This window comes from Longimicrobium sp. (assembly GCA_036387335.1).
Taxonomy (GTDB): domain Bacteria; phylum Gemmatimonadota; class Gemmatimonadetes; order Longimicrobiales; family Longimicrobiaceae; genus Longimicrobium.
Map to the genome: position 1 here is coordinate 1 of DASVTZ010000031.1, position 20,817 is coordinate 20,817.

A 20,817-nucleotide genomic window follows, 5' to 3' on the forward strand; every position below is an offset into this window, starting at 1 on the left:
CAGCGGAATCCGGGCCGTGTCCTGCGCGCCGCGCCGGCGGTCGGTCAGGTAGCGGTCCACCGCCGCGCCCGTGGACGGATCGCGGTAGCGCACCCGCAGCGTGGCGCCCACCGAGTCCACCGCGGTCTCATCGGTCGCCAGCACCCACACCTTCACCGTGTCGCCGCCCTGCCTGCGCGACACGGAATCCGCGCTGAACGTCACCTGCGGCGCGGTGCGGTCCGCCACCGGCGCGGTGATCCTCACCGCAACGGGTCGGGAAGTCGCCTGGATGTTGCTCCCCGAGGTGGCCACCGCCTCGATCGTCAGCGGCCCAGTCACGGCGGGGACGGCCACGCTCACCGTCGTGTCCACCTTTGCGCGCGGCGTGGCGATGGGGATGACGATCTCGCGCGCAAAGGCGCCCGTCATCCTCACCACTACGGAGCGGATCAGGTCGTTGACGTCTTCCGCGGAGACTCGGACGGGGAGCTGCCCCCCGGCGGGGAAGCTGTCGTTCTGCACGGGAGCCACGATCTGCACGCGCGGCCCGCCGATGTTGATGTAGGCCGTGTCCGCCCGCGAGTTGCCGGCGCTGTCCTTGGCGGTCGCCACCACCATCACCCGCCGCTCGGAGGTGCTGTCGGCGGTGGCGATCAGGTAGCGCGTGATCGTGGTGTCCCGGCGCGTGGTCTGCGACAGGTTCACGCTCTTGGCGCCGAAGCGCGGGTACACGCTGTCGGTGCCCAGCGAGCGGTCGCCGCGCACGGAGAAGCCGGCGAGCGACAGCGACCCCAGCCGCTGGTTGTCCGCCACCTTCACCTGCACGAAGACGGAGTCGGCGATGGCGACCACCGCGCTGTCGCGGGGGAACTCGATGGTGAGCGTCGGCTTCGTGGTGTCGGCGGCCGCGGCACCGCCGCCGCCGCTGCCGTTCCCGTTGCCGGAGCCCACCGGGTCCTTGAAGCCGTTGCCGCCGTCGCAGGCGGCGAGCACCACCGCGGCGGCAAGGAGAGAGGCCAGCCCCCGGAGGGGCCGGCGCGTAGTGCGTGTCACGGAAGTTCTCCGGTAGGGGTCCAGCGGCGGGTGGTCACGAAGCGCTCTCGTCGGCGATGTGCGGCGTGACCATGATCAGCAGGTCGCGCTTGACCTCGCGGTCGCTGCTCCGGCGGAAGAGGACGCCCAGGAAGGGGATGTCCATGAGGAACGGGATGCCGACGCGGTTGCGCGTCACCTCGGTCACGGTGAGGCCGGCGATGACCGCCGTCTCGCCGTCGCGCACCATCACGCGCGTCTGGCCCTGCTGCTGGAGGAACTGCACGCCGATCTCGGTGGCCGCGGCCGCCGCGCTGGAGCGCTCCGCGTGCAGCGTCAGCAGCACGCGCCGGTCCGAGGTCACCTGCGGCGTCACGATCAGCCGGATGCCGGTCTCCACGAGCTGCGCCGTGGCGCGGGCCGTGGTGGCACCGCCGCCGCCTCCTCCTCCGCCGCCCGCCGCGCCGCCCACGTCCACCACGCGGATGGGGGTGCGCTCGCCCACCCAGATGGAGGCTTCGTGGTTGCTGGACACCGTCACCGTGGGCGCCGCCTGCACGTCCGACAGCTCGGCCGACTGCAGCGCCTCCAGGAACGACACCAGCGTGTAGCGCCCCAGCACCAGCGAGGTGAGCACCTGCAGCGCGGGCGAGGTCACGCGCTGGTTGGCGTTCCCCAGCGCCGCGATGGAGCTTCCGCCCAGCGACACCAGGTTGGCGTTGGTGAGCTGCCCCGGGTTCTGCGGGTCCGGCACCGAGGTGAGCTGGTTCAGCGAGTTGCCGCGCGAGTCCTTGAGGTCGTACGTGACCCCCAGCTCCTCCGCGTCCGTGCGGTTGACGAAGACGATCTTGGCCCGGATCGCCACCTGCGGTGTGCGCACGTCCAGCTGCTCCACCAGGCGGACGAAGTCGTTGATGATCGACGAGACGTCGGTGGCGATCAGCGTGTTGGTGGTCGGATTGATGGACACCGTGCCGCGCTCGCTGGTCAGCGGCTCCAGCGTGGACCGCATCTCCTCCACCGGCACGTAGTTGATGCGGAAGGTGCGGGTCACCAGCGGCTCGTTGCGCTCGCGGTTGGCGAGGTTCTCGATCTTGTCGACGCGGATGATCCCCGTCCCCTGCTCTTCCGCCGCCAGCCCGTACGCCTGCAGGAGGGCGCGGAGCGCCTCGTCCCACGGCTGGTTGTCGAAGGCCACGTAGTCCACCGCGATCCCGCCCACCTCGGCACCCGGCACGATGGAGCGGCCGGTGAGCTCGGCGAAGGAGGCCAGCACCTCGCGCATGTCCGTGTTCTCGAACGTCACGGAGATGGGACGCGCGCGCTGCTGCGGACGCTGCTGCGGGCGCGGCTGCTGCCGGGGCTCCTGCTGCTGCCTCGGGATCGCCGATTCCGCAGCCGCCACGCGCGGTGCCGCCGCCGAGGAGCCGCCGCTGCGCCACGCCTGGAACTCCGGCGCGCCGGCGGCGAGCGCGATGCGCACACCCTCGGGCACCTGCTCCACCGTGTACTGGGCGTCGCGCACCAGGTCGATCACCACGCGCACCACGTCGGGCGCGTGCTGGCTGGTGCGCACGGCCGACACGCCGCCGCGGTGGATGCCGTCGTAGCGGCTGGCCGGCAGGTCGCTGCGCGCGCCGCGGATGTCCACCACCACGCGGGGCGGCCCGGAAAGGCGGAAGTGCTCGTAGGTCACCTCGCCCCCCGTGATCTCCACGGTGAGCTCGGTGCGCCCGCCGCGCCCTTCCAGGCGCAGCGCCGAGATGCTGCCGTCCGCGCCGCGCGGCACGGAGGGGCTGCTTCCCGCCGGGTCCGCCGCGGCCGCGCGAGGCGCCGCGGAGGCGAGCAGCGCCGGGATGAGCGCGGCGGCTAGATGACGTATCATGGCGAAAGTCCTTGGTGGGGGAGCCTGGCGGAGATTCAGGGAGTCTGCGAGCTCGACGGACGCGCCAGCGTGGCGCCGTTGCCACGGGGCTGCTGCTGGGTGCGGGGCTGCTGCTGGGGCGCGGCCGGCTGCGGCTGCGCGCCGGGCTGCTCCGGCCTGCGCTGCCCGCCGCGGCGCAGCGGGCCCGAAGGCGCGGCCGGGGCGGCGGGGGCGGGAGCCTGGATGATCACCGGCTGCGTCGTCGTGCCGGGAGCCGCGGCGGCGCCCGCGCCGGGGCCGGGCGCCATCGTGCGCGCCGTGCGCTGGAAGGTCAGGCTCTGCACGCGCGCCACGCCGAAGTCGTTCACCTGCACGTCCACGCGGCGGGGGTAGATGGCCAGCACCGTGATGGAGCCCAGCCGCTGCCCCGTGCGCAGGCGGTGGCGGCCGGCGCTGTCGCCCACCGTGAACACGGCGATCGACTGCCGCGGGTTGGGCGAGTACACGATGGAGGCCAGCCGCAGGTCCTCCACGCGGTACCCCAGGTCGGCCGCGCTCAGCAGCGGCTGGAACGGGTCCGGGCGGCCGCCGCGCTGGTAGCGGAAGACCTCGCGGCGGTAGCCCTCGATGGGGCGCACCGCGGAATCGGCGGGCGCCGCGGGCTGCGCGGCGGCCGGGGCGGCGAGCCCAAGCGCCAGCGCCACGGCCGCGAGGGCGGCGCTACTCCGCGGGTTTCTCATTTTCCGTCGGCGTGCTGGGGATCACGTAGGTTTCGATGGAGAAGCGCGCCTCCACCCGGACGGCGTCGGCCGCCCCGGGGTTGGCCGCGGCCCCGGTGCCGCCGGCCGCCGCGGTGGGCGCCAGCGTCAGGTTCAGCGGGGTCACGATGCGCGGCAGCGAGGCCACGCGCGTGAGGAAGTCGCCCACGTCGTGGTAGCGCCCCACCACCGCCATGTCGTACGCGCGGCGGGTGTAGTACGCCTCCTCGGTGGCGCCGCTGGGCTGGATCAGCGCGATCTCCACGTTGGTGCGCTGCGCCTCGGCCGAGATGGCGTCCAGCAGGTCCGGCAGCTCCTCGCCTGACGGGATCAGCCCCTCCACCGCCTCCAGCTGGCGGCGGTAGCTGGCGAGCGTCCCCTCCACGTCGGTGCCCACCCCGCGGGTGAGGGCGCGGGCGGCGGAGTTGCGCGTCTGCAGCTCCTCCACGCGGGTGCGGAGCGCGGCCACCTCGGCCTGGCGCGGCGCGTACACGTAGTCGTAGAAGAGGTAGCCCAGCAGGGCCACCATCACGCCGCCCAGCATCAGGTTGCGGCGGAGCTGCGGGTCCAGCGGAGGAAGTGCCATGGCTCAGCGCGCGGTGGGAAGGACGGGTACGATCTCCAGAAGCGACGAGTCCGGCTGCTCGTAGCGTGCTTCCAGGGTGAACTTCAGGTACGTGCGTCCTTCGGTGGTCGTCTGCTCGCTGGTCACCAGCGCCACGTCGCGGATCATCGGCGACAGCTCCAGGTTCTTCATGAAGCGCGTCAGCGCCTGCGTGGAGCCGGCGGCGCCCTCCACCGAGAAGGCGGGCCCGTCCGGCGCGGCGGGGGCGACGCGCGCGGTGGAGTCCTTTTTCGCCGTGTCCGCGGCGGCGGGCGCCGGTGCGGCGCCGCCGTCGTCTTCGGAGGTGGCGAGCTTGGTGAGCCAGGTGAACGGGGGAACCGCGCGGCTCACCTCGTCCATCAGGTGCGGCCACACGTAGCGCCGCCCGTCCACGCTGCGGATCACCGAGATCTTGCTCTCGATGGTGTCGCGGCGCGCGTCCAGCGTCTCCATCAGCGAGATGGTGCGGGCCAGCCGCACCGAGTCGGCCGTCTCGCGCTCCACGCTGGCCTGCAACTCCGCGCGGGCGGCGCCCGTCTTCCACCACCCCAGCCCGGCCAGGATCAGCAGGATGAGGGCGGCGCCCCCCACGGCGGCCACGCGCGGATCGCCCCCCACCTTGGGCAGCGACGGCGTACGGGCTCCACGCGCGGCGGAGGCACGCTTCGGCGTGCCGCCGGGGAGAAGGTTGATCTGGATCAAGGGTGTGTACCCGGGCGTTCGGCGGTGCCCCGGCGCGGTGCGCGGGGCGGAATTTCGTTCGGGGGGCGGCCCTAGTTGGCGCCGCGCAGCGCGAGCCCCACGGCCAGCATCAGCATGGGGGCCAGCTCGTCCACGGGGAAAAAGGTGCCCGCGCCGCTGCGCACGCGCAGGCGCTGGAGCGGCGAGGCCAGCTCGGTGCGGGTGCGCAGGCGCGCGGCCACCACGTCCACCAGCCCCGGGATGCGCGTGGAACCGCCGCTCAGGTACACCCGCGACAGTCCGCCGCCCGCGTCGCTGGCGGCCAGAAAGGCCCCCGCGCGCTCGATCCCCAGCGCCAGCTCCTCGCACCCCTCGTTCAGCAGCTCGCGGAACTCCGCGGCGCGCGGGGAGCGCCCCTCCAGCACCGCCTCCGCCTCCTCCACCGTCAGCCCGTGGCGGCGGCGCAGCTCCTCCCGCAGGCGGCGCGAGCCGAAGGGGATGTCGCGCGTCAGCACCAGCGCGCCCTCCTGCAGCACGTTCACGGTGGAGATCTCGTGCCCCACGTTCACCAGGGCGCAGATCCCGTCCATCGCCTCGGGGTAGTTGTACTCGAAGGCGTTGTGCAGCGCGCAGGCGTCCACGTCCACCACGGTGGCGGCCAGCCCCGCGTCGCGCAGCAGCCCCACCCGCTGCTCCACCACCTCGCGCTTGGCGGCCACCAGCAGCACGTTCATCTGCAGGCCGTCGCTGAGCGGGTCCACGATCTGGAAGTCCAGCTGCACGCTCTCCATGTCGTAGGGAACGTACTGCTCGGCTTCCCAGCGGATCACCTCGCGGGCGTCGGCTTCCTTCATCCGGTCCATCTGGATCTTCTTCACCATCACGTCGCGGCCGCCCACCGAGGCCACCAGCGTCTTCGGTTTCACCCCCGCCGTGGTGAGGAGCGACTGCACCGTCTGCACGACGATCTGCGGGTCCATCACCTCCCCCTCTACGATGGCGTCGGCCATCAGCGGGGTGTGGGAGACGTGGACGAGCTCGGGCTCGGCGCCGGAATGGTCGATCACGGCCAGCTTCACGTAGCCGCTGCCGATGTCGAGGCCCACCGTGCTCTTGTTGCGGCGGAGGAAGGAAACCATGCTGCTTTTGAAAACGAGTTCCGTAGGCGCGCGGCAAACTACGCGGCGCAGCGGGTGTGGCGGGGTGGAATTGTAAGGAGGTACACGACAGTGTACGTCGCTCCCGGTTCGGCGTCAAGGACGCGGTCTGCCACCTTTCTGCTACCGCACCACCTCGAACCATCCCTGCGGGGGCCGGGTGAGGAGGAAGCGCGGGTTGGCGTCGTTGAACGCCTGCTGCGCGCGCCGGTTGACGCAGGGGTCGAAGACGATGTCCATGGTGCCGGAGAGGTCGTTGTTTCCGTTGACCTTGTTGACCGTCACCGTGTTGAGCCCCACCACCGCGCCCACCACCTTGACGCTGCCCGTCACGTCCAGCGCGCCCTCCACCAGGATGATCCCCTTGAACTTGAAGTTGCCGGAGATCTTGAGCCCGCCGTTCACCACCACCAGCACCCCCTGCCCGTGGTCGCCCTGCAGGTCCACCTGCCCGCCCTGCGCGTCGATCCCGATGGTGGGGTAGTACGAGGTGTCCGCGGTGCTGGCGGTGCACGTCACCCCCAGCGACTTCGGGCACCCCCAGTTGGCGATGGAGTCCTTGGGCACCGTCGAGAGCGCCTTGAAGCTGCTGGGAAAGGTGCGCGCGCTGGTGAGGAGCGGTCCGAACTTGATGTGTGCCTGCCTCGCCACCTGCAGCGGCGTCTTCCCGCCCAGGATGCGGGCCTGGAACTCCGCCTTGGTCTCGTCGGTCTGCCGCGAACCGCCCACCAGCTCCACCGCGTTGCCCGACTTGTTGACCTGCCCCTCCTTGGAGGTCTCGATGGCGGGCACCGCGCCCGCGGTCCCGCACTTGTCCACGTCCTGCGCCTGCCCGATGATCGAGGCGCTCCCCTTCACTTCCACGGTGCCGCCAAAGGAGCCGGCCCCCTTGATGTTGAGGTTGAGCTGGTCCGGGGCGAGCTCGAGCTGCAGGAACGCGCCGAGCGTGCGGCTGGAACGCCCGCCGGAGCGCACGGGCGCCGCGGTGATGCAGTACACGGCGCGCCCGTCGGTGCGGGTCCCGTCCGCGGCGGTCACCGGGTTGCGGCGGTAGAGCTGGCGGATGGTGTACGTGCCCGTGCCGCCGCTGGCCAGGTCGAACGGGCTGGGCACCATCGCCGCGGACGGCGCGGTGAAGGAGTCCGCGCGGAGGGCCACGTCGATGCGGCTGACGGCGGTCTCCAGCGCCTCCTCCGCGTTGTAGACGCCGCGCGTGGCGTCCTGCTGCGCGGTGCTGATGGCGAGGTCGGTGGAGGAGCTGACCAGCGCGGCGGTGACCAGGATGGACACCACCACCAGCCCGATCATCGCCAGCGGGAGCGCTACGCCGCGCTCGCAGCGGAGCGCCCTGAAGTGGTTCTGCATGGATTCGCCTGGGCGGGTGCGCTAGCGGAAGTTGCGGAGCGACACGGTGATGGAGTCCTTGGTGGAGACCTTGCGGGTTCCCGAGCTCACGCCCGTGCCCTGCCGGGCCTTCATCGTCACGATCACCCGCACGTTGCGGATGGAGTCGCGCCTGACCGCGTCGACGGGCGTGGAGAAGGCGACCCCCGCGGCGTTTAGGTAGCGGATGGTGAGGTTCTCGATGGGGCCGGCGAGCGGCTCGGGCGTCCCGCTTCCGCTGAGCTCCCGCGTCATCCAGCGGTCGCCGGCGGCGTCCGCCGCTCCCCCGCCGTATGCCACGGAGCGCCACACGTACGCGGCCAGCCCCGGAGTGCCGGGCACGCCCCCATCCACGTCGTCGAACTTCACCACCACCGTCTTCGTGGCGTCGTCCATCAGCCCGCCGCACGGCGACGCCGAGGCCAGGGACGGTGAGAGCGTGTCGCCGCGCGCGGCGTCGTCGTCGGAGTCGAACACCGGCGGGATCGAACCGTCCACGCTCCCCTCCGTCCGCTGCAGCACCAGTCCGGTGCGCAGCGGGATTCCGGCGGCGGCGGCGGTCACCCACACGCCCTTGTCGAACACCACGTAGCGGGAGCCGGAGCTCGCGCCGCAGTACACCCCCCAGGCCATGGGAGAGCGGAAGCGAATGGTGTCCTCGCCGGCCATCAGCAGCCCGCCGGGAAGGGGCACGGTGCGCAGCTCGCTCCCCAACAGCTCCAGCGTGCCGCGCGCGTTGTCCTGCACCTCCTGACGCGCGTACTGGATGTCGGTGAAGCGGGCCTGGCTGGTGACGAGCTGCAGGATCACCCCGGCCAGGAAGCCGGCGATCACCAGCGTCACCAGGAGCTCCACCAGGGTAAAGCCGGCGGTGCGCGTGTCTCGGAGTGCGCGGCTCATGGGATCTGGGGATCGAAGAGGTACGAGTTCAGCACCACCGGGGCTGCGCGCACCAGGCGCGCTCCCGTCGCCTTGGGGCTCACCGTAACGGTGAGCCGCGCCTGCTTCACCGCCTGCCGCGTGGCTTCGCGCTTCACGGTGGCCGTGTCGCCGCCCACCAGGAGCACCTGCGTCGTCTGGCTGATGGGGAGCGTGGCGGGGGCGTTGCGGATCTGGTTGCGCAGCGACTCCATGCTGGACGCCGCGAGCGTGGCGTAGCGCCCCTGCTTCTCCGAGAGCGTCACCACGCGCGCGGCTCCGATCCCCAGCGCTTCGAGGCTCAGCAGCCCCACGGCCAGGATCACCATGGCGATCATCACTTCGATCAGCGTGAAGCCCTCGTTGCCGCGAGGCGCGCGAGGGGCGGAATCAGCGTGCACGTGTCACCTTGCCGAGTGGGGAGATCTTGATGCTGTCTACTTTGGCGCTGTCGCGGAGCGCCTGAATGCGCTCGGTTCCTCCGCGGCGCATCCCGCGGCTGTCGAACACCACCGAGTCGAGCACGGGCCGCAGCAGGAGGCCGGGATAGTTCTGCGTAACGCGCACGGTCTTCACCGTGTCCATCGTCACTCCGTCCGCCTTGCGGACTTCCACCTGGTAGGCGGTGCCGGTGCTGTTGATCACCAGCCGCGCCGCGTTTCCGGCGCGGATGGCACGCATCCGCGTGAGGCTCAGGTCCGTGGCCAGCTGGTTCATGGCCCCCGTCTGCCGGGCGCTCTTGCCAACTCCGCGAAGGCGCGGCGCGGCGAGTGCGGCCATGATGGCGACGATGACGAGGGTCGCGAGCAGCTCGGGGAGCGAATAGCCCCGGCGGCAGCGGAGAGGGGGATGCGGTAGGGTGTGCATGGCCTCCCCTTAAGGAAGGACCGTGCCCGCCGTTTACCTCCTATCCCGCAACGACTTAGCGCCGCCCCATCCGCGTTCGGGGGTAGCAAGGTTTGCTGCACTGGCAAACGTTGCGCACCCCAGAGTTCCCCAACTGCATGGCTCACGCGGAGACGCAGAGGCGCGGAGGAGAGGCGCGAAGGAGCTTTCTTCGCGGCTCCGCGTCTCCGCGTGAGATTGCGGTTTCCACCTCTCAGAACCGCCGCCGTACGCGCCCCAGCACCGACACGGTGAGCGAGTCCACCACGTCCTTCCGCCGCGACCACACGGTGCGGTTCTCAAAGGGGAGGAGGAGCCCGCGCGATCCGAACACGATGTTGCTGTCGTTGTTGGACTCCAGGCACACTCCGCTCGCCGAGCTTTGCAGCCGCGCCACGCGCACCACCCGCGGCGCGGGGTCGCGGACGGTGATGCGGTAGCCGTCCGCCGAGAACCGGCCGGATTGGGGGTCGCCGCACGAGCCCTCGTTGGTGAAGCGCAGCTCAACGCGGCTCCCCCCGCGCACCGCCAGCATCCGCGTGTACGAGATGTCCGCCGCGAGCTGGTGCAGCGCCGACGTCGTCTGCGCGCGCGCCAGCACCCGGCCGAGCGACGCTGAGGCCAGTCCCGCCAGGATTCCGATCAGCGCCAGCACCGCCATCAGCTCCACCAGGGTGACACCCGCTCTCCGATCTTCCACCTCCACCTCCCCCGCCCCGCCGGGCGAACGCGTTTCAGCACGAGCAACGCGTCCACTCTGTAAGCTTTCATGCGCGTGCGCAAGAACCTTCTACGTGCTGGCGGGAGCGGGTCGCACCGGCGGGGAAAGCATGGTCTCACATGGGTTTGCGGATGGCGCAGGCGGAGCGGCGGCGCGCGAGAACGAACCAGGAGGGCGCGCAAAAGGGGCGGCGCACCCATCAGTGCGCCGCCCCTCTAAAACTGGTCTACCGCGTCCCCTAAGCCGCCGACTCGGCGGGGCGCTTGATGGCCCAGAGCCGCAGGAGGAGCTCCTCCATCGCCTGGCGGTCTGTGAGCGACGCGGACTTGAGGAGGCGGTCGGTGCGCAGCAGCTCGCACAGGGCGGCATCGAGCTCCGGGAGGGTCCAGCGGCGGGCCTGCGGGACGATCCGCTTCGCCATCCAGCGCTGGAACGGCTTCAGCTCGCGCTCCAGTGCGCCCTGCCCGCCCGCGCACGCGATCCCCACTTTGAGGAGCTGCCCGCCCATCCCGATCACCAGCCCGACCGCGTTCTCCCCCGCCTCCAGCAGCGTGGGGAGGGTGGCGAGGGCCTCGCGGAACTTGCGGTCGGCCACCAGGTCGAACCACGCCCAGCGGTCCTGCCGCGGCACGGAGCCCCCCACGGCGCGCACGTCGTCCAGCGTGATCCGCTTCCGGTCGCTGGCGTAGGCGACCAGCTTGGCCAGCTCGGAGCGCAGCATCCCCAAATCCACCCCGATGGCCGTGACGACCGCGCGCGCGGCCTCCGCGTCCAGCTCAACGCCATGCACCTCGCTGGCGGAATCCATCATCCACCCGGGCGCGTCGTTGGGATCCAGCGGCGCGAACTCGGTGGAGACGGCGCGCTTCTTCAGCTCGTCGTAGAACTTGGCCTTGGACGCCGCGGGGATGACGGCGGAGAGGACTAGGACCAGCCCGGCCGGCGGCGTCGCGGCGACGGCCTCCACCACCTCGCGCGCCTTGGGCGACAGCCCCTGCGCGTCGCGCACCACCACCACGCGGTGCTCGGCCATCATGGGCGGCGTGGCGGTGAGCGACGCCAGGTCGTCGGCGGTCACTTCGGCGCCGCGGAGCTGGTCGAAGTTGAAGTCGCGCGTGGCGGGGTCCAGGTACGCGGCCACCACGCGCCCCACCGCCTCGTCGCGCGAGAAATCTTCTTCGCCATGGAAGAAGAACACACCCCCCGGGACACGGTCCCGGAGAGTGCGTTCGAGCTTGTCAGCTGAGATCTGGGGCACGTTCGTCAGCGGGCGAGGAGGTCGCCTTCGGTGTGCGCCGCGACGGTGGTGACGAGGGGGCCGTCTTTCTTGAACACGAGGTCGTGGTACGGCAGCTCGGTCACCGCCACGCCCAGCCGCGCGAGCTGCGAGGTGACGCGCCCGGCCTCGCGGTGCGACGGCCCGTCCCACGCCGCCAGCCGGTCAGCGAACGGTACCGTGCTCGCGGCGGCCTGAAGCGGCGCCTCGCCTTCCGAGTACTGCCGCACGAGCGGCACCCACGCGGCGGCCGCGATCGCCGCGGCCATGCCCATGGTGGCGAGGGCGGTGGCGGAGCGGCTCGCGTTGCGGGCGCGCGCGGCCTCCAGGTCCTCGGTGAAGATGCGGTGCTGGAGGCGCGCCGCGAAGTCGTCGGACACTTCCAGTTGGGGAAGCTCCCGGAACACCTCGGCGCCGCGGCTCACGACGCGGTCGTACTTGGCGCAGGAGGGGCACTCGTCGAGGTGCACCTCCATCTCCATCCGCTCTTCCCACGGAAGCGCGTCGTCCCGGAAGGCGGAGTATCCCGCCAGGAACCGCTCGCAGCTCGTCATCGTTCCTCCACCCATCGCGTGTGGCCGGCCCAGTCCGCGGCGCGCGTGCGTCGGCGCGTCGTCAAGCCACGTTGTACGCGAAAGGCCCCCCGGTGTTCCCACGCCTCAGTGTTGCTCGGACACAGCCCGCGTCGTTCCGCCACAGCAACTGCATGGCTCACGCGGAGACGCGGAGACACGGAGGAGAACAACATAGAAAGAAAAAAAGGGACGGGGAATCGGGATCCCCGTCCCTCCTCTTGTTTTCTCTCAGCGTCTCCGCGTCTCCGCGTGAGACCCGCTGTTCCTTCGACTCAGTCGAGAAGCGGCGCGATGAGCTGGGCGAAGTTGTTGCGAGCGCGGTTCAGGCGGCTCTTGACGGTGCCCAGGTTGGCGCCCGTGATGTCGGCGATCTCCTCGTACGTCTTCCCCTCCATTTCGCGGAGGATGAAGACCGTGCGGTGATGCTCCGGGAGCTGGTCCACCGTGTTCTCCACCATGCTCTTGAGGTGGCGCTTCCGGTAGAGGTCATCCGGACGGTAGGTGTTGTCCTCCCACTCCAGCGGCCGCGAGTCGGCGTCCCAGTTCTTCTTGATCGTCTGGAAGAGCACCAGCGGGTTGCGCGAGCGGTTGCGCAGCTCGTTCTTCGCCAGGTTCGACGCGATCGTGTAGACCCAGGTCGAAAACTTCTTGCTCTGGTCGAAGCGGTGCAGGTGCCGGTACACCCGGATGAACGTCTCCTGCACCAGGTCTTCCGCGCGCTCGCGGTCGCCGGTGGTGCGGTAGACGAAGTTCAGCAGCCGCGTCTGGTAGCGCTCCACCAGCTCGCCGAAGGCGCGCTTCTCTCCGTCCAGGAAGGCGGCCACTACGCCGCTGTCGTCGAGCTGCTTGAGCGCCCCGCGGGCCGACGCGGGGTCGGCGGCTTTGGGTGCGCGGGCGAAGACGTCTATCATGGGAACCCCCTTCCAGGGAACTGCTTCGGGTTGGGTTTGGCCGGGCTGCACGGTGGGAGAAAGGCAGGGGACGTGCCCCGTTCCGCAACCCTCCTAAAACAGCCGCAATGCCGCTTGCCTGCTCGGTTTTCCGCTCGCGGCGCCGGTGGGTCGCCCCCGCCGGCCTGTCCCCGTTCGAGGACACCGCGTGCAGACTCTGGACACCGGCCCTCCCCCGCCCCGCCGGCCTACATCCCCATCACGAACCCCGCCGCGTACAGGAGGGTGCAGATGGTCTTGCCGTCGGTGATCTCGCCGTCGCGCACCATGCGCAGCGCTTCGGACATGGGGAGGGGCACCGTCTCCATGAACTCGTCGGGGTCGAACTCCGTCTCGCCCGCCGTGAGGCCGGTGGCCAGGTAGAGGTGGATCTGCTCGTCCGTGAAGCCCGGCGTGGTCCAGATGGTGGTGAGGAAGCGGATGGAGCCTGCGGTGAGCCCCGTCTCTTCGCGAAGCTCGCGCCTCGCGCATTCCTCCCAGGGCTCGCCCGGCCGGTCCGGCCGCCCGGCCGGCACCTCGTACAGGTAGCCGCCGGCGGCGTAGCGGTACTGGCGGATCAGGACGATCTGCGGGTCGCCGCCCGCCGGGTCGCTGAGGACGGGGAGGACCGCCGCAGCGCCGGAGTGCCGGATCAGCTCCAGCTCGCCCGTGGAGCCGTCCGGAAAGCGGACGGTGTCCACCCCGAGGTCCACGATGCGCCCCTTGTGGACCGGCCTCCGCGAGATCAGCCCCGGCTCGCGGGCCGGGGGTGTGGGGTCGCTCATCGGTTTCCGCACCTTGAAGATGTCCAAAGAAGGGGCGCCGCTCAACCGGCTGAGCGGCGCCCTAACAACAACTTAACGAACGTTCGAAGCGGGTCAGTCCAGCACTTCGGCGGGGTCCACCACCTCCACCGGGCCGATACCCAGCGCCTCCAGCGGGGCCCGCACCTGGTCCGCGTCGCCGGCCACCACGATGACGGCGCGGTCAGGATGGAGGCGCCTGCGCGCCGCCTGCAGCACCTCGTCCGTCGTCACGGACAGGACGCGCTCCCGATGGCCCTGGTAGTAGTCGCTCGGGAGCGCGTACGTCACCAGCCCCGCCAGGCGCGCCGCCACGCCGGCGGTGGTCTCCACCGTCAGCGGAAAGACGCCGGCCAGGTAGTCGCGCGCGTCGCGAAGCTCGTCGTGCGACACCTCGGCGTCGCGCATGCCGCGGATCTCGCGCAGGATCTCCTCCACCGCGTGCGCCGTGACCTCGGTCTGCACGGCGGTGGAGGCGTAGAAGGCGCCCCGCTGCCGCCGCGCCGTCCACAGCGTGCTAACGCCGTACGTGTAGCCGCGCCGCTCGCGCAGGTTCATGTTGAGCCGCGACGAGAAGGAGCCGCCCAGGATGCTGTTCATCACCGTGATGGCGGTGTAGTCCGGCGCCCCGCGCTCCACCCCCACGTGCCCCAGCCGGATCTCGCTCTGCACCGCGCCGGGCCGGTGCGCCACCACCACCGTCGCCTGCTCGCTGCGCGGCGTGACCGCGGGGACGGCGGCGGGAAGGCTCTCCCCCTTCCAGTCGCCGAAGAAGCGCTCCGCAAGCGCCGCCAGCTCGTCCAATCCCACGTCGCCCGCGCCCACGAGCGCGCTCCCCGCGGGGGCGTAGCGCGCGGCATGGAAGGCGGCCACCTGCTCGCGACCGAGCGCGCCCACGGTCGTGGAGGTGCCGCCCACGGGACGCGCGAAGGGCGTGTGGGCGGCGTAGGTGTAGCGGCTGAAGATCTCCGTGGCCAGCGCGGAGGGGTCGGTGCGGCGGTGCGCGAGGGTGCCCAGCCGCTCCACGCGTAGCCGCTCCACCTCCGCATCGGGGAAGGTGGGGCGGCGCGCCATGTCCGCCAGGAGCTCCATCCCCTGCTCCAGCCGCGCGCGGAGCGAGGTGAAGCCGAACTGCGCCACGTCCCACCCGGTGTTGCTGTCGAGCGTGATCCCCAGCCCGTCCGCCGTCTCCGCGATCTGGTCGGCCGTGCGCTCCCCCGCGCCCGACTCCAGCAGGGTGGCGGTGAGGGTGGCGACGCCGGCGGTGGCATCCTCCTCGGCGGTGGCGCCGGCGTTGGCCACCAGCTCCAGCGTCACCACGGGGAAACGGCGCGTCTCCGCCACCACCACCTCCAGCCCGTTGGCGAGCGTGGTGCGCTCCACGGCGGGAAAGTGGAAGGGGCGCACCGGCCCCGGCGTGGGCGCCTGCGCCCGATCGTCCGCCCCGCTCACGCGGCCACCGCCTGCGCCGCGCGCGGCACGTACGTGAGCACGACACGGTTGTCCGCGTGCAGGTACCGTTCGGCCAGCGCGCGCACGTGCTCGGAGGTGACGGCGCGGTAGCGGTCCAGCTCGGTGTTGATCCGCTCCGGCTGGTCGAAGAGGGTGGTGAGCATCGAGAGGCGGTCGGCGCGCTCGGCCACGCGCTGCAGCTCCAGCGTGTTGCGCGCCTCCAGCCCCGTGAGCGCGCGCTCCAGCTCCGCGGCCGACGGGCCCTCCATCGCCACCGCCTCAAGCTGCTCCAGGATCGCCGTCTCCAGCGCCGCGGGGTCGCCGCCGGGGGGCGAGATGCCGCGCACCATCAGCGACGCGGCGCCCGTCACGATGGGGAGGCAGAACGCCGACGCCGCGCGGGCGATGCGCCGGTCGCGCACCAGGTCGCGGTACATCCGGCTCGACTTCCCCGACGAGAGCACTTCCGTTAGCACGTCGGCGGCGTAGAACTCCTCCGACCCGAACGGCGGGATGCGGTACGCCAGATAGACGCGGGCGAGCGCGAAGTCGCCCTCCACCACGTCGCGCACCTCGCGCCCCAGCGCGAACGGCTCCAGCAGCGGCTGGCCCGGCAGCGGCGGCAGCCCCGGGCCGCGCGGGATAGGGCCGAAGTAGCGCTCCACCAGCCGCCGCGCCTCCGCCGCGTCGAAGTCGCCCACGATGGAGAGCACGGCGTTGTCCGGCGCGTAGTAGGTGCCGAAGAAGCGCTTCACGTCGTCCAGCGAGGCGGCGTCCAGGTCAGCCATGCTCCCGATCACCGAGTGATGGTACGGGTGGCTGGGCGGATAGAGCATCGCCTGCATGCGCTCGTCCCAGTCGCCGTACGGCTGGTTGTCCACCCGCTCGCGCCGCTCGTTCTTCACCACGTCGCGCTGGTTGTCCAGCTTCTCCTGGGTGAGCGCGGGTAGGAAGAAGCCCATGCGGTCGCTCTCCAGCCAGAGCGCGAGCTCAAGCTGGTGCGCGGGAAGGGTCTCGTAGTAGTTGGTGCGGTCCAGCCAGGTGGAGCCGTTCACGCTGCCGCCCGCCCGCTCCACGTGGGCGATGTGCTGCGTGTCCGGCACGTTCTGCGAGCCCTGGAACATCATGTGCTCGAAGAGGTGGGCCAGCCCGGTGCTGCCGGGCGCCTCGTTCCGGCTCCCCACGTTGTACCACAGGTTCACCGCGACCACGGCGTTTGTGTGGTCTTCGGAAAAGACCACGCGCAGGCCGTTGTCCAGGGAGAATCGCTCGATCGGGATCTGCATCCGTTCACCAGGTTGGGTTCCGCGCCTCACCGGATGCCGAGAAGCGCGGCGGGAAGCCCGAAGCTTTCGCGGATCAGGAACCGTCGCTCCGCGGAGCGGCTGCGCGAGATGGGGCTGTCGGGTGTTGGGGACGTGAAGCCGCGGATCCCCACGCGGATCGCCATCAGCTTCAGCCGCAGCATGTGAAAGGGATCGCTCACCAGCACGGCACGCCGCAGCCCGCGCGCGCGCATCAGCTTCGCCACGCCGTCCATCGACTGCAGCGTGGTGAGCCCGGTTCGCTCCGTGAGGATGGCGCCGGCCGGGACCCCCTGCTTGACCGCGTAGCGCTGGCTTGCGACCGCCTCGCTCACCGTGTCGCCGGGGCCCACGCCGCCGGTCATGATGATCACGGGCGCCATTCCCCTGCGGTACAGCGCGACCGCGTGGTCAAGCCGCGCGCGCAGCACGGGAGAGGGGCGGCCGTCGTACTGCGCGGCGCCCAGCACGACGATGGCGTCCACGCGGCGGGCCTCGTCGCGCCGGCCGTACAGGTGGATGGCGGCCACGGTGAGCGCCCACAGCGCGACCACCAGGATCAGCAGCCTCACGGCGCCGACGGTGACGAGCACGAACAACGGCCGCTTGCGGCGCGGCGGGTCGTGCGGCGCGGGAGCGGGCGGCGGCTCGGGGGCGGGCTGCGGCGCGGCGGCCCCCTGCGGATCGGGAAGGGTGCTCACGCGCGCTGCACGAGCCGCTCGCGCAGGAGCGACGGGCCCAGGTCGTCGCGCAGCACGACGGCGTCCTCTTCGCCGCCTTCCAGCGCGTCCTCCACCTCCTGGATCATCTCGTGGTCGCTGGCGTCGGCCGCGTCCTGCGCGCGGGCGAGCGCGTTCCAGGCCTCGTCCAGCCACCCCTCCCCCGCCGCCGACAGCGCCGAGAGGAGCTGCAGCTCCACGTCCTCGACGCGTTCGGCGGCCGCGCGGTGGAGCTGCTCGGCGCCCTCCTCGGTGCGCCGCGCCTCCACCAGCGCGAGGCCGTACACGCCGCGCAGCCACGCATCGTCCGCGCGCAGGGCGAGCGCCTCCTCCAGCGAGGCGATCCCGTCGTCCGCGCGCCCCGCCAGCAGGTACGCCATCCCCAGGTCGGCGTGGATCTCCGCGTCCTCGGGAGCCAGCGCGCGCGCGGCCTCCAGCTCCCCCACCGCCTCGGCGAAGAGCCCCTCGCGCGCCAGGTAGGCACCGTACGCCGCGCGCGCAAAGGGAAAGTCGGGCGAGGTGAGGGCGGCCATGCGCAGGGCGCTCTCCGCGTCCGGATCGTCAAAGATCGCGACGCCGCTCCCGGCCGCGGCCAGGATGAACGGGTCTTCCGGCTGCAAGGCGAGGGCGCGGCGGAAGAAGTCGTACGCCTCGCTCTCGTTCCCCAGCCGCTGCGACGCGATCCCGGCCCAGCAGAGGAGGAGGGCGCTCTCCCCCTGCTCCTCCAGGGTGACCAGGAGGAGGGAGTGCGCTTCGTCCCAGCGGTCCTCTTCGCCCAGCGTCTGGGCCTCGGCGACGGCCGCCTCGGCCACCTCGCCGTCCACTTCGCCTGTGTGCAGGCCGTTCTCCTCCGCCATCGCCCGCCGATCCGGTCCGGGTGCCGTTGCGCCGCGCCTGGGGTGGCGCCGCCGTGGCTGGCAAGATACGCATGCGGCGCCGCAGCCGCGAGCCCGGCCCCACCCCCAGCGTCGCTCCGCGACGCATCCCCCTCCCCCATAACTGCCTGGGGGAGGGGGAGCTTGCAGGGGCTGGTTCGTCGCGCACAGATCCGGTAGGGGCGCGATTCATCGCGCCCACCCTCCGACCCGGCCTCGATCCTCGCCGTTCGGCACCGACATCCGTAGGGGCAGCCCCGCGTGGCTGCCCGTGTCACGGCCATGTCCCGTAGCCCACGCGACCCGGGCTCCACCGCCGCGTCGCACGAGACGGCTTCAGCCGTCTTCGCGTGGTTCCAGCCGGGGGCTTCAGCCCCCGGCGATGCGGCCCCCGAACCCGTCTACGCTGCCCCCAACAGCAAAGCCCCGCCTTTCACAGGCGGGGCTTCGCGCGGAGTGCCCGGGGCGGGACTCGAACCCGCAAGCTGTTGGGCGGGGCATTTTAAGTGCCCTGTGTTTACCGATTTCACCACCCGGGCCGCCCCAAAGATAATACGGACACCGCACCCCGTGGAGTGCCCCGTTCAGCGCGCCCCCTCCGCCGCCTCGATCGCCGCGCGGAGACGGTCGAGGTTCTCCGCCACGGTGGCGCGCGCGTTGTACACCGCCGACCCCGCCACCACCGCCGTGGCCCCTGCGCGGACCACCTCCCCCACCGTCTCCGCCGTTACGCCGCCATCCACCTCCAGCTCCACGTGCCCGTACCCGCCCTCGTCCAGCATGCGGCGCAGCCGGGCAATCTTGGCGGTGCTGGTAGGGATGTACGACTGCCCGCCGAAGCCGGGGTTCACGGACATCACCAGCACGAGGTCCACGTACGGCAGGATCTCGGAAAGCGACTCCACGGAGGTGGCGGGGTTCAGCGTGACACCCGCCTTCATCCCCAGCTCGCGGATGCGCTGCACCGTGCGGTGCAGGTGGGTGGCCGCCTCCACGTGCACCGTCAGGAAGTCCGCCCCCGCCTCGGCGAACGCCTCCAGGTAGCGCTCGGGGTGCTCGATCATCAGGTGGACGTCGATCACACCTCGCGCGGCGCGGCGCGCGGCTGCGGCCACCAGCGGGCCGATGGTGATGTTGGGGACGAAGTGCCCGTCCATCACATCCACGTGGATCCACTCGGCGCCGGCGTCCTCCGCCTCGCGGATCTGGTCGCCCAGGCGCGTGAAGTCGGCGGAAAGGATGGAGGGCGCGATCTTGACGCGGCTCATGTGCCCTCCCCCAGCACCCGCACCCCGCCCGGCGCCGCGATCACGGCCGCCGTCGCCATCCCCAGGAAGAGCCCCGTCTCCAGCACCCCTGGCCGCCCCAGGAGCGCCGCCTCCAGCGCCTCGGGGGCGTCGATGCCGTGGGGGAAGCGGCAGTCCAGGATGTGGTGCCCGCCGTCAGTGGTCAGCGGCGCGCCGCCATCGACGCGGCGCAGCGCGGGCTCGGCGCCCAGCGAGCGGAGGAAATCGGGGAGGATGGGCGCCGCGAAGGGGTCCACCTCGACCGGGAGGGGAGCGCGTGTCCCCAGCCGATCCACCACCTTGGAGTCGTCCGCCACGATCACCAGCCTCGCGGAGACGGACGCCACCACCTTTTCGCGCAGGAGCGCCCCGCCGAGGCCCTTGATCAGGCGCAGCTCGGAGTCCACCTCGTCCGCGCCGTCGATGGTGAGGTCCAGGCGCCCGCGCTCCGCCAGCGTGGCGAGGGGGATGCCGAGCCGCTCCGCCCGCCGCGCCGTGTCCTCGGAGGTGGGGACCCCCACGATGGCGCCCCACTCTCCCGCGGCGCGGCGCTCGGCGATCACGTCCAGCAGGTGGCGTACGGTGGAGCCGGTCCCCAGCCCCAGCGCCATCCCGTCCTCGATCCACTCCGCGGCCCGCTCCGCCGCGGCCCGCTTCAGCGCTTCCGCATCGCTCGTCTGCACGTCCGTCTCGCTCGCTCCTGGATGATGATACCGGCCCCACCGTGACAAGGAGGAGGCCGGTACGGGCGCCGCAAGCTACATCGCCGGGGGTGCCATGAAAAGATCGGGGGGGCGCCGCCCTGGCACCCCCCCGATCCTCACCTCAGGTCCAGCCCGTCAGGCCGATGCGATTACTCGCCGCGGACGCTGCCGGTCTTGACCTCGACCTGGTACGGCTGGAACTCGCAGCCAGGACGGACCGGGACGTACACCACGTCCGGACGGGTCTGGCCCGCCTCGGCGAAGAGCGACACGCCCTGGAACTCGCCCACACGAGTCACCTCGCTGACGCCGAGCACGCGCGGCAGGCCGTACTTGACGAAGCGGCGGTTCTGGAACATCACCGGCTCGTTGTTGATGAACCAGGTGGCGTTCGCCGCGTACTGCGAGCCCATCGGGTGGACCGTGCCGAACGGCTGCCCGTTGACCGTGGTGTCACCCGCGGTCGGGTTGTACTGCGCCGACAGCTCCGTCAGGTTGCCGTCCTGCACCACGCAGACGCGGATGTCCTGCATGGCCGGCGGCGTCGGCGGAACCACGACCGGCGGAGCCGGCTCGACGACGACCGGGGGCGGCGGCGGAGTCTCGACCACCGGCGGCGGCGGCAGGATGTCGCCGAACAGCGCCTTGAGGCCGAGCACCGCGCGCGGCGTGAAGGTGAACTTGTCCTCGCCCCGCGCGTTCTCGTTCACCACGTGCGCCGGCGAGTCGTAGCCGTGCACGGCCACTTCGCCGAACAGCGTCACCGGGCCGAACGGGAAGAAGTCCGCGCCCACACCCACCGTGCCCTGCCCGACCGTCGCGTAGTCGCGGTGCGTGGAGACGCACACGCCGTTCGACAGCCACACCGCCGCGGGAATGCAGCGGATCTCGTCATCGGCCACGCCCGGC

At 71.7% G+C, this 20,817-nt stretch carries 22 protein-coding genes and 1 tRNA gene; all 23 read right to left on the minus strand.

The features are described 5' to 3' along the window. Positions 1-1,035, minus strand: a 1,035-nt coding sequence (locus tag VF647_02885) for a hypothetical protein (GenBank protein HEX8451012.1), incomplete at its 3' end; no start/stop codon positions are given. A 34-nt stretch (positions 1,036-1,069) separates the two neighbouring features. Continuing rightward, positions 1,070-2,899, minus strand: a complete 1,830-nt coding sequence (locus VF647_02890) for an AMIN domain-containing protein (protein HEX8451013.1) — start codon at positions 2,897-2,899, stop codon at positions 1,070-1,072. A 35-nt stretch (positions 2,900-2,934) separates the two neighbouring features. Continuing rightward, complete coding sequence (locus VF647_02895) at positions 2,935-3,618, minus strand: hypothetical protein (protein HEX8451014.1); 684 nt, start codon at positions 3,616-3,618, stop codon at positions 2,935-2,937. After that, a complete protein-coding gene (pilO, locus tag VF647_02900) occupies positions 3,599-4,222 on the minus strand; it encodes a type 4a pilus biogenesis protein PilO (protein ID HEX8451015.1) in 624 nt (207 codons plus the stop codon). The genes VF647_02895 and pilO overlap by 20 nt, the downstream gene beginning before the upstream one ends. A gap of 3 nt (positions 4,223-4,225) precedes the next feature. Beyond that, a complete protein-coding gene (locus tag VF647_02905; GenBank protein ID HEX8451016.1) occupies positions 4,226-4,942 on the minus strand; it encodes a PilN domain-containing protein in 717 nt (238 codons plus the stop codon). A 71-nt stretch (positions 4,943-5,013) separates the two neighbouring features. Beyond that, complete coding sequence (gene pilM, locus VF647_02910; protein ID HEX8451017.1) at positions 5,014-6,060, minus strand: type IV pilus assembly protein PilM; 1,047 nt, start codon at positions 6,058-6,060, stop codon at positions 5,014-5,016. A 141-nt stretch (positions 6,061-6,201) separates the two neighbouring features. Then, entirely contained in the window at positions 6,202-7,443 is a 1,242-nt protein-coding gene (locus tag VF647_02915; protein HEX8451018.1) for a hypothetical protein, read from the minus strand. Positions 7,444-7,464: 21 nt separating this feature from the next. After that, positions 7,465-8,361: a prepilin-type N-terminal cleavage/methylation domain-containing protein gene (locus tag VF647_02920; GenBank protein HEX8451019.1), complete on the minus strand. Its 897-nt coding sequence runs from the start codon at positions 8,359-8,361 to the stop codon at positions 7,465-7,467. Continuing rightward, entirely contained in the window at positions 8,358-8,780 is a 423-nt protein-coding gene (locus tag VF647_02925; GenBank protein HEX8451020.1) for a prepilin-type N-terminal cleavage/methylation domain-containing protein, read from the minus strand. The genes VF647_02920 and VF647_02925 overlap by 4 nt, the downstream gene beginning before the upstream one ends. Then, a complete protein-coding gene (locus tag VF647_02930; GenBank protein HEX8451021.1) occupies positions 8,770-9,246 on the minus strand; it encodes a GspH/FimT family pseudopilin in 477 nt (158 codons plus the stop codon). Before VF647_02930 ends, VF647_02925 begins: the two co-directional genes overlap by 11 nt. 232 nt (positions 9,247-9,478) lie before the next feature. Then, the gene (locus VF647_02935) at positions 9,479-9,964 is read right to left on the minus strand and encodes a GspH/FimT family pseudopilin (GenBank protein ID HEX8451022.1); all 486 of its coding nucleotides are present in this window, start codon (positions 9,962-9,964) and stop codon (positions 9,479-9,481) included. Between the two features lie 259 nt (positions 9,965-10,223). After that, positions 10,224-11,183: a DNA polymerase III subunit delta gene (gene holA / locus VF647_02940; protein HEX8451023.1), complete on the minus strand. Its 960-nt coding sequence runs from the start codon at positions 11,181-11,183 to the stop codon at positions 10,224-10,226. A gap of 65 nt (positions 11,184-11,248) precedes the next feature. Then, positions 11,249-11,815, minus strand: a complete 567-nt coding sequence (locus VF647_02945; GenBank protein ID HEX8451024.1) for a zf-HC2 domain-containing protein — start codon at positions 11,813-11,815, stop codon at positions 11,249-11,251. Positions 11,816-12,108: 293 nt separating this feature from the next. Beyond that, positions 12,109-12,747, minus strand: coding sequence for a sigma-70 family RNA polymerase sigma factor (locus VF647_02950; GenBank protein ID HEX8451025.1), 639 nt, complete (start codon positions 12,745-12,747; stop codon positions 12,109-12,111). 227 nt (positions 12,748-12,974) lie between these two features. Beyond that, entirely contained in the window at positions 12,975-13,550 is a 576-nt protein-coding gene (locus VF647_02955) for an NUDIX hydrolase (GenBank protein HEX8451026.1), read from the minus strand. A 93-nt stretch (positions 13,551-13,643) separates the two neighbouring features. After that, complete coding sequence (locus VF647_02960; protein ID HEX8451027.1) at positions 13,644-15,020, minus strand: pitrilysin family protein; 1,377 nt, start codon at positions 15,018-15,020, stop codon at positions 13,644-13,646. Beyond that, a complete protein-coding gene (locus tag VF647_02965; protein ID HEX8451028.1) occupies positions 15,017-16,306 on the minus strand; it encodes a pitrilysin family protein in 1,290 nt (429 codons plus the stop codon). Before VF647_02965 ends, VF647_02960 begins: the two co-directional genes overlap by 4 nt. Before the next feature lie 26 nt (positions 16,307-16,332). Next, positions 16,333-17,025 carry a YdcF family protein gene (locus VF647_02970; protein ID HEX8451029.1) on the minus strand — a complete coding sequence of 231 codons (693 nt, stop codon included), beginning with the start codon at positions 17,023-17,025 and terminating at the stop codon, positions 16,333-16,335. Then, positions 17,022-17,900: a hypothetical protein gene (locus VF647_02975; GenBank protein HEX8451030.1), complete on the minus strand. Its 879-nt coding sequence runs from the start codon at positions 17,898-17,900 to the stop codon at positions 17,022-17,024. Before VF647_02975 ends, VF647_02970 begins: the two co-directional genes overlap by 4 nt. Before the next feature lie 475 nt (positions 17,901-18,375). After that, a tRNA-Leu gene (locus tag VF647_02980) sits at positions 18,376-18,457 on the minus strand. Positions 18,458-18,502: 45 nt separating this feature from the next. Continuing rightward, positions 18,503-19,186: a ribulose-phosphate 3-epimerase gene (gene rpe / locus VF647_02985; GenBank protein ID HEX8451031.1), complete on the minus strand. Its 684-nt coding sequence runs from the start codon at positions 19,184-19,186 to the stop codon at positions 18,503-18,505. Then, positions 19,183-19,887, minus strand: a complete 705-nt coding sequence (rpiA, locus tag VF647_02990) for a ribose-5-phosphate isomerase RpiA (protein HEX8451032.1) — start codon at positions 19,885-19,887, stop codon at positions 19,183-19,185. The genes rpe and rpiA overlap by 4 nt, the downstream gene beginning before the upstream one ends. 170 nt (positions 19,888-20,057) lie before the next feature. Further along, the coding region (locus VF647_02995; protein HEX8451033.1) for a hypothetical protein at positions 20,058-20,817 on the minus strand (760 nt) is incomplete at its 5' end.

Coding starts and splice junctions, on each gene's coding strand:
- VF647_02890 (HEX8451013.1), bottom strand. CDS start 2,899: ATGATACGTCATCTAGCCGCCGCGCTCATCCCGGCGCTGCTCGCCTCC.
- VF647_02895 (HEX8451014.1), bottom strand. CDS start 3,618: ATGAGAAACCCGCGGAGTAGCGCCGCCCTCGCGGCCGTGGCGCTGGCG.
- pilO (HEX8451015.1), bottom strand. CDS start 4,222: ATGGCACTTCCTCCGCTGGACCCGCAGCTCCGCCGCAACCTGATGCTG.
- pilM (HEX8451017.1), bottom strand. CDS start 6,060: ATGGTTTCCTTCCTCCGCCGCAACAAGAGCACGGTGGGCCTCGACATC.
- VF647_02915 (HEX8451018.1), bottom strand. CDS start 7,443: ATGCAGAACCACTTCAGGGCGCTCCGCTGCGAGCGCGGCGTAGCGCTC.
- VF647_02920 (HEX8451019.1), bottom strand. CDS start 8,361: ATGAGCCGCGCACTCCGAGACACGCGCACCGCCGGCTTTACCCTGGTG.
- VF647_02930 (HEX8451021.1), bottom strand. CDS start 9,246: ATGCACACCCTACCGCATCCCCCTCTCCGCTGCCGCCGGGGCTATTCG.
- VF647_02945 (HEX8451024.1), bottom strand. CDS start 11,815: ATGACGAGCTGCGAGCGGTTCCTGGCGGGATACTCCGCCTTCCGGGAC.
- VF647_02950 (HEX8451025.1), bottom strand. CDS start 12,747: ATGATAGACGTCTTCGCCCGCGCACCCAAAGCCGCCGACCCCGCGTCG.
- VF647_02955 (HEX8451026.1), bottom strand. CDS start 13,550: ATGAGCGACCCCACACCCCCGGCCCGCGAGCCGGGGCTGATCTCGCGG.
- VF647_02965 (HEX8451028.1), bottom strand. CDS start 16,306: ATGCAGATCCCGATCGAGCGATTCTCCCTGGACAACGGCCTGCGCGTG.
- VF647_02975 (HEX8451030.1), bottom strand. CDS start 17,900: ATGGCGGAGGAGAACGGCCTGCACACAGGCGAAGTGGACGGCGAGGTG.
- rpe (HEX8451031.1), bottom strand. CDS start 19,186: ATGAGCCGCGTCAAGATCGCGCCCTCCATCCTTTCCGCCGACTTCACG.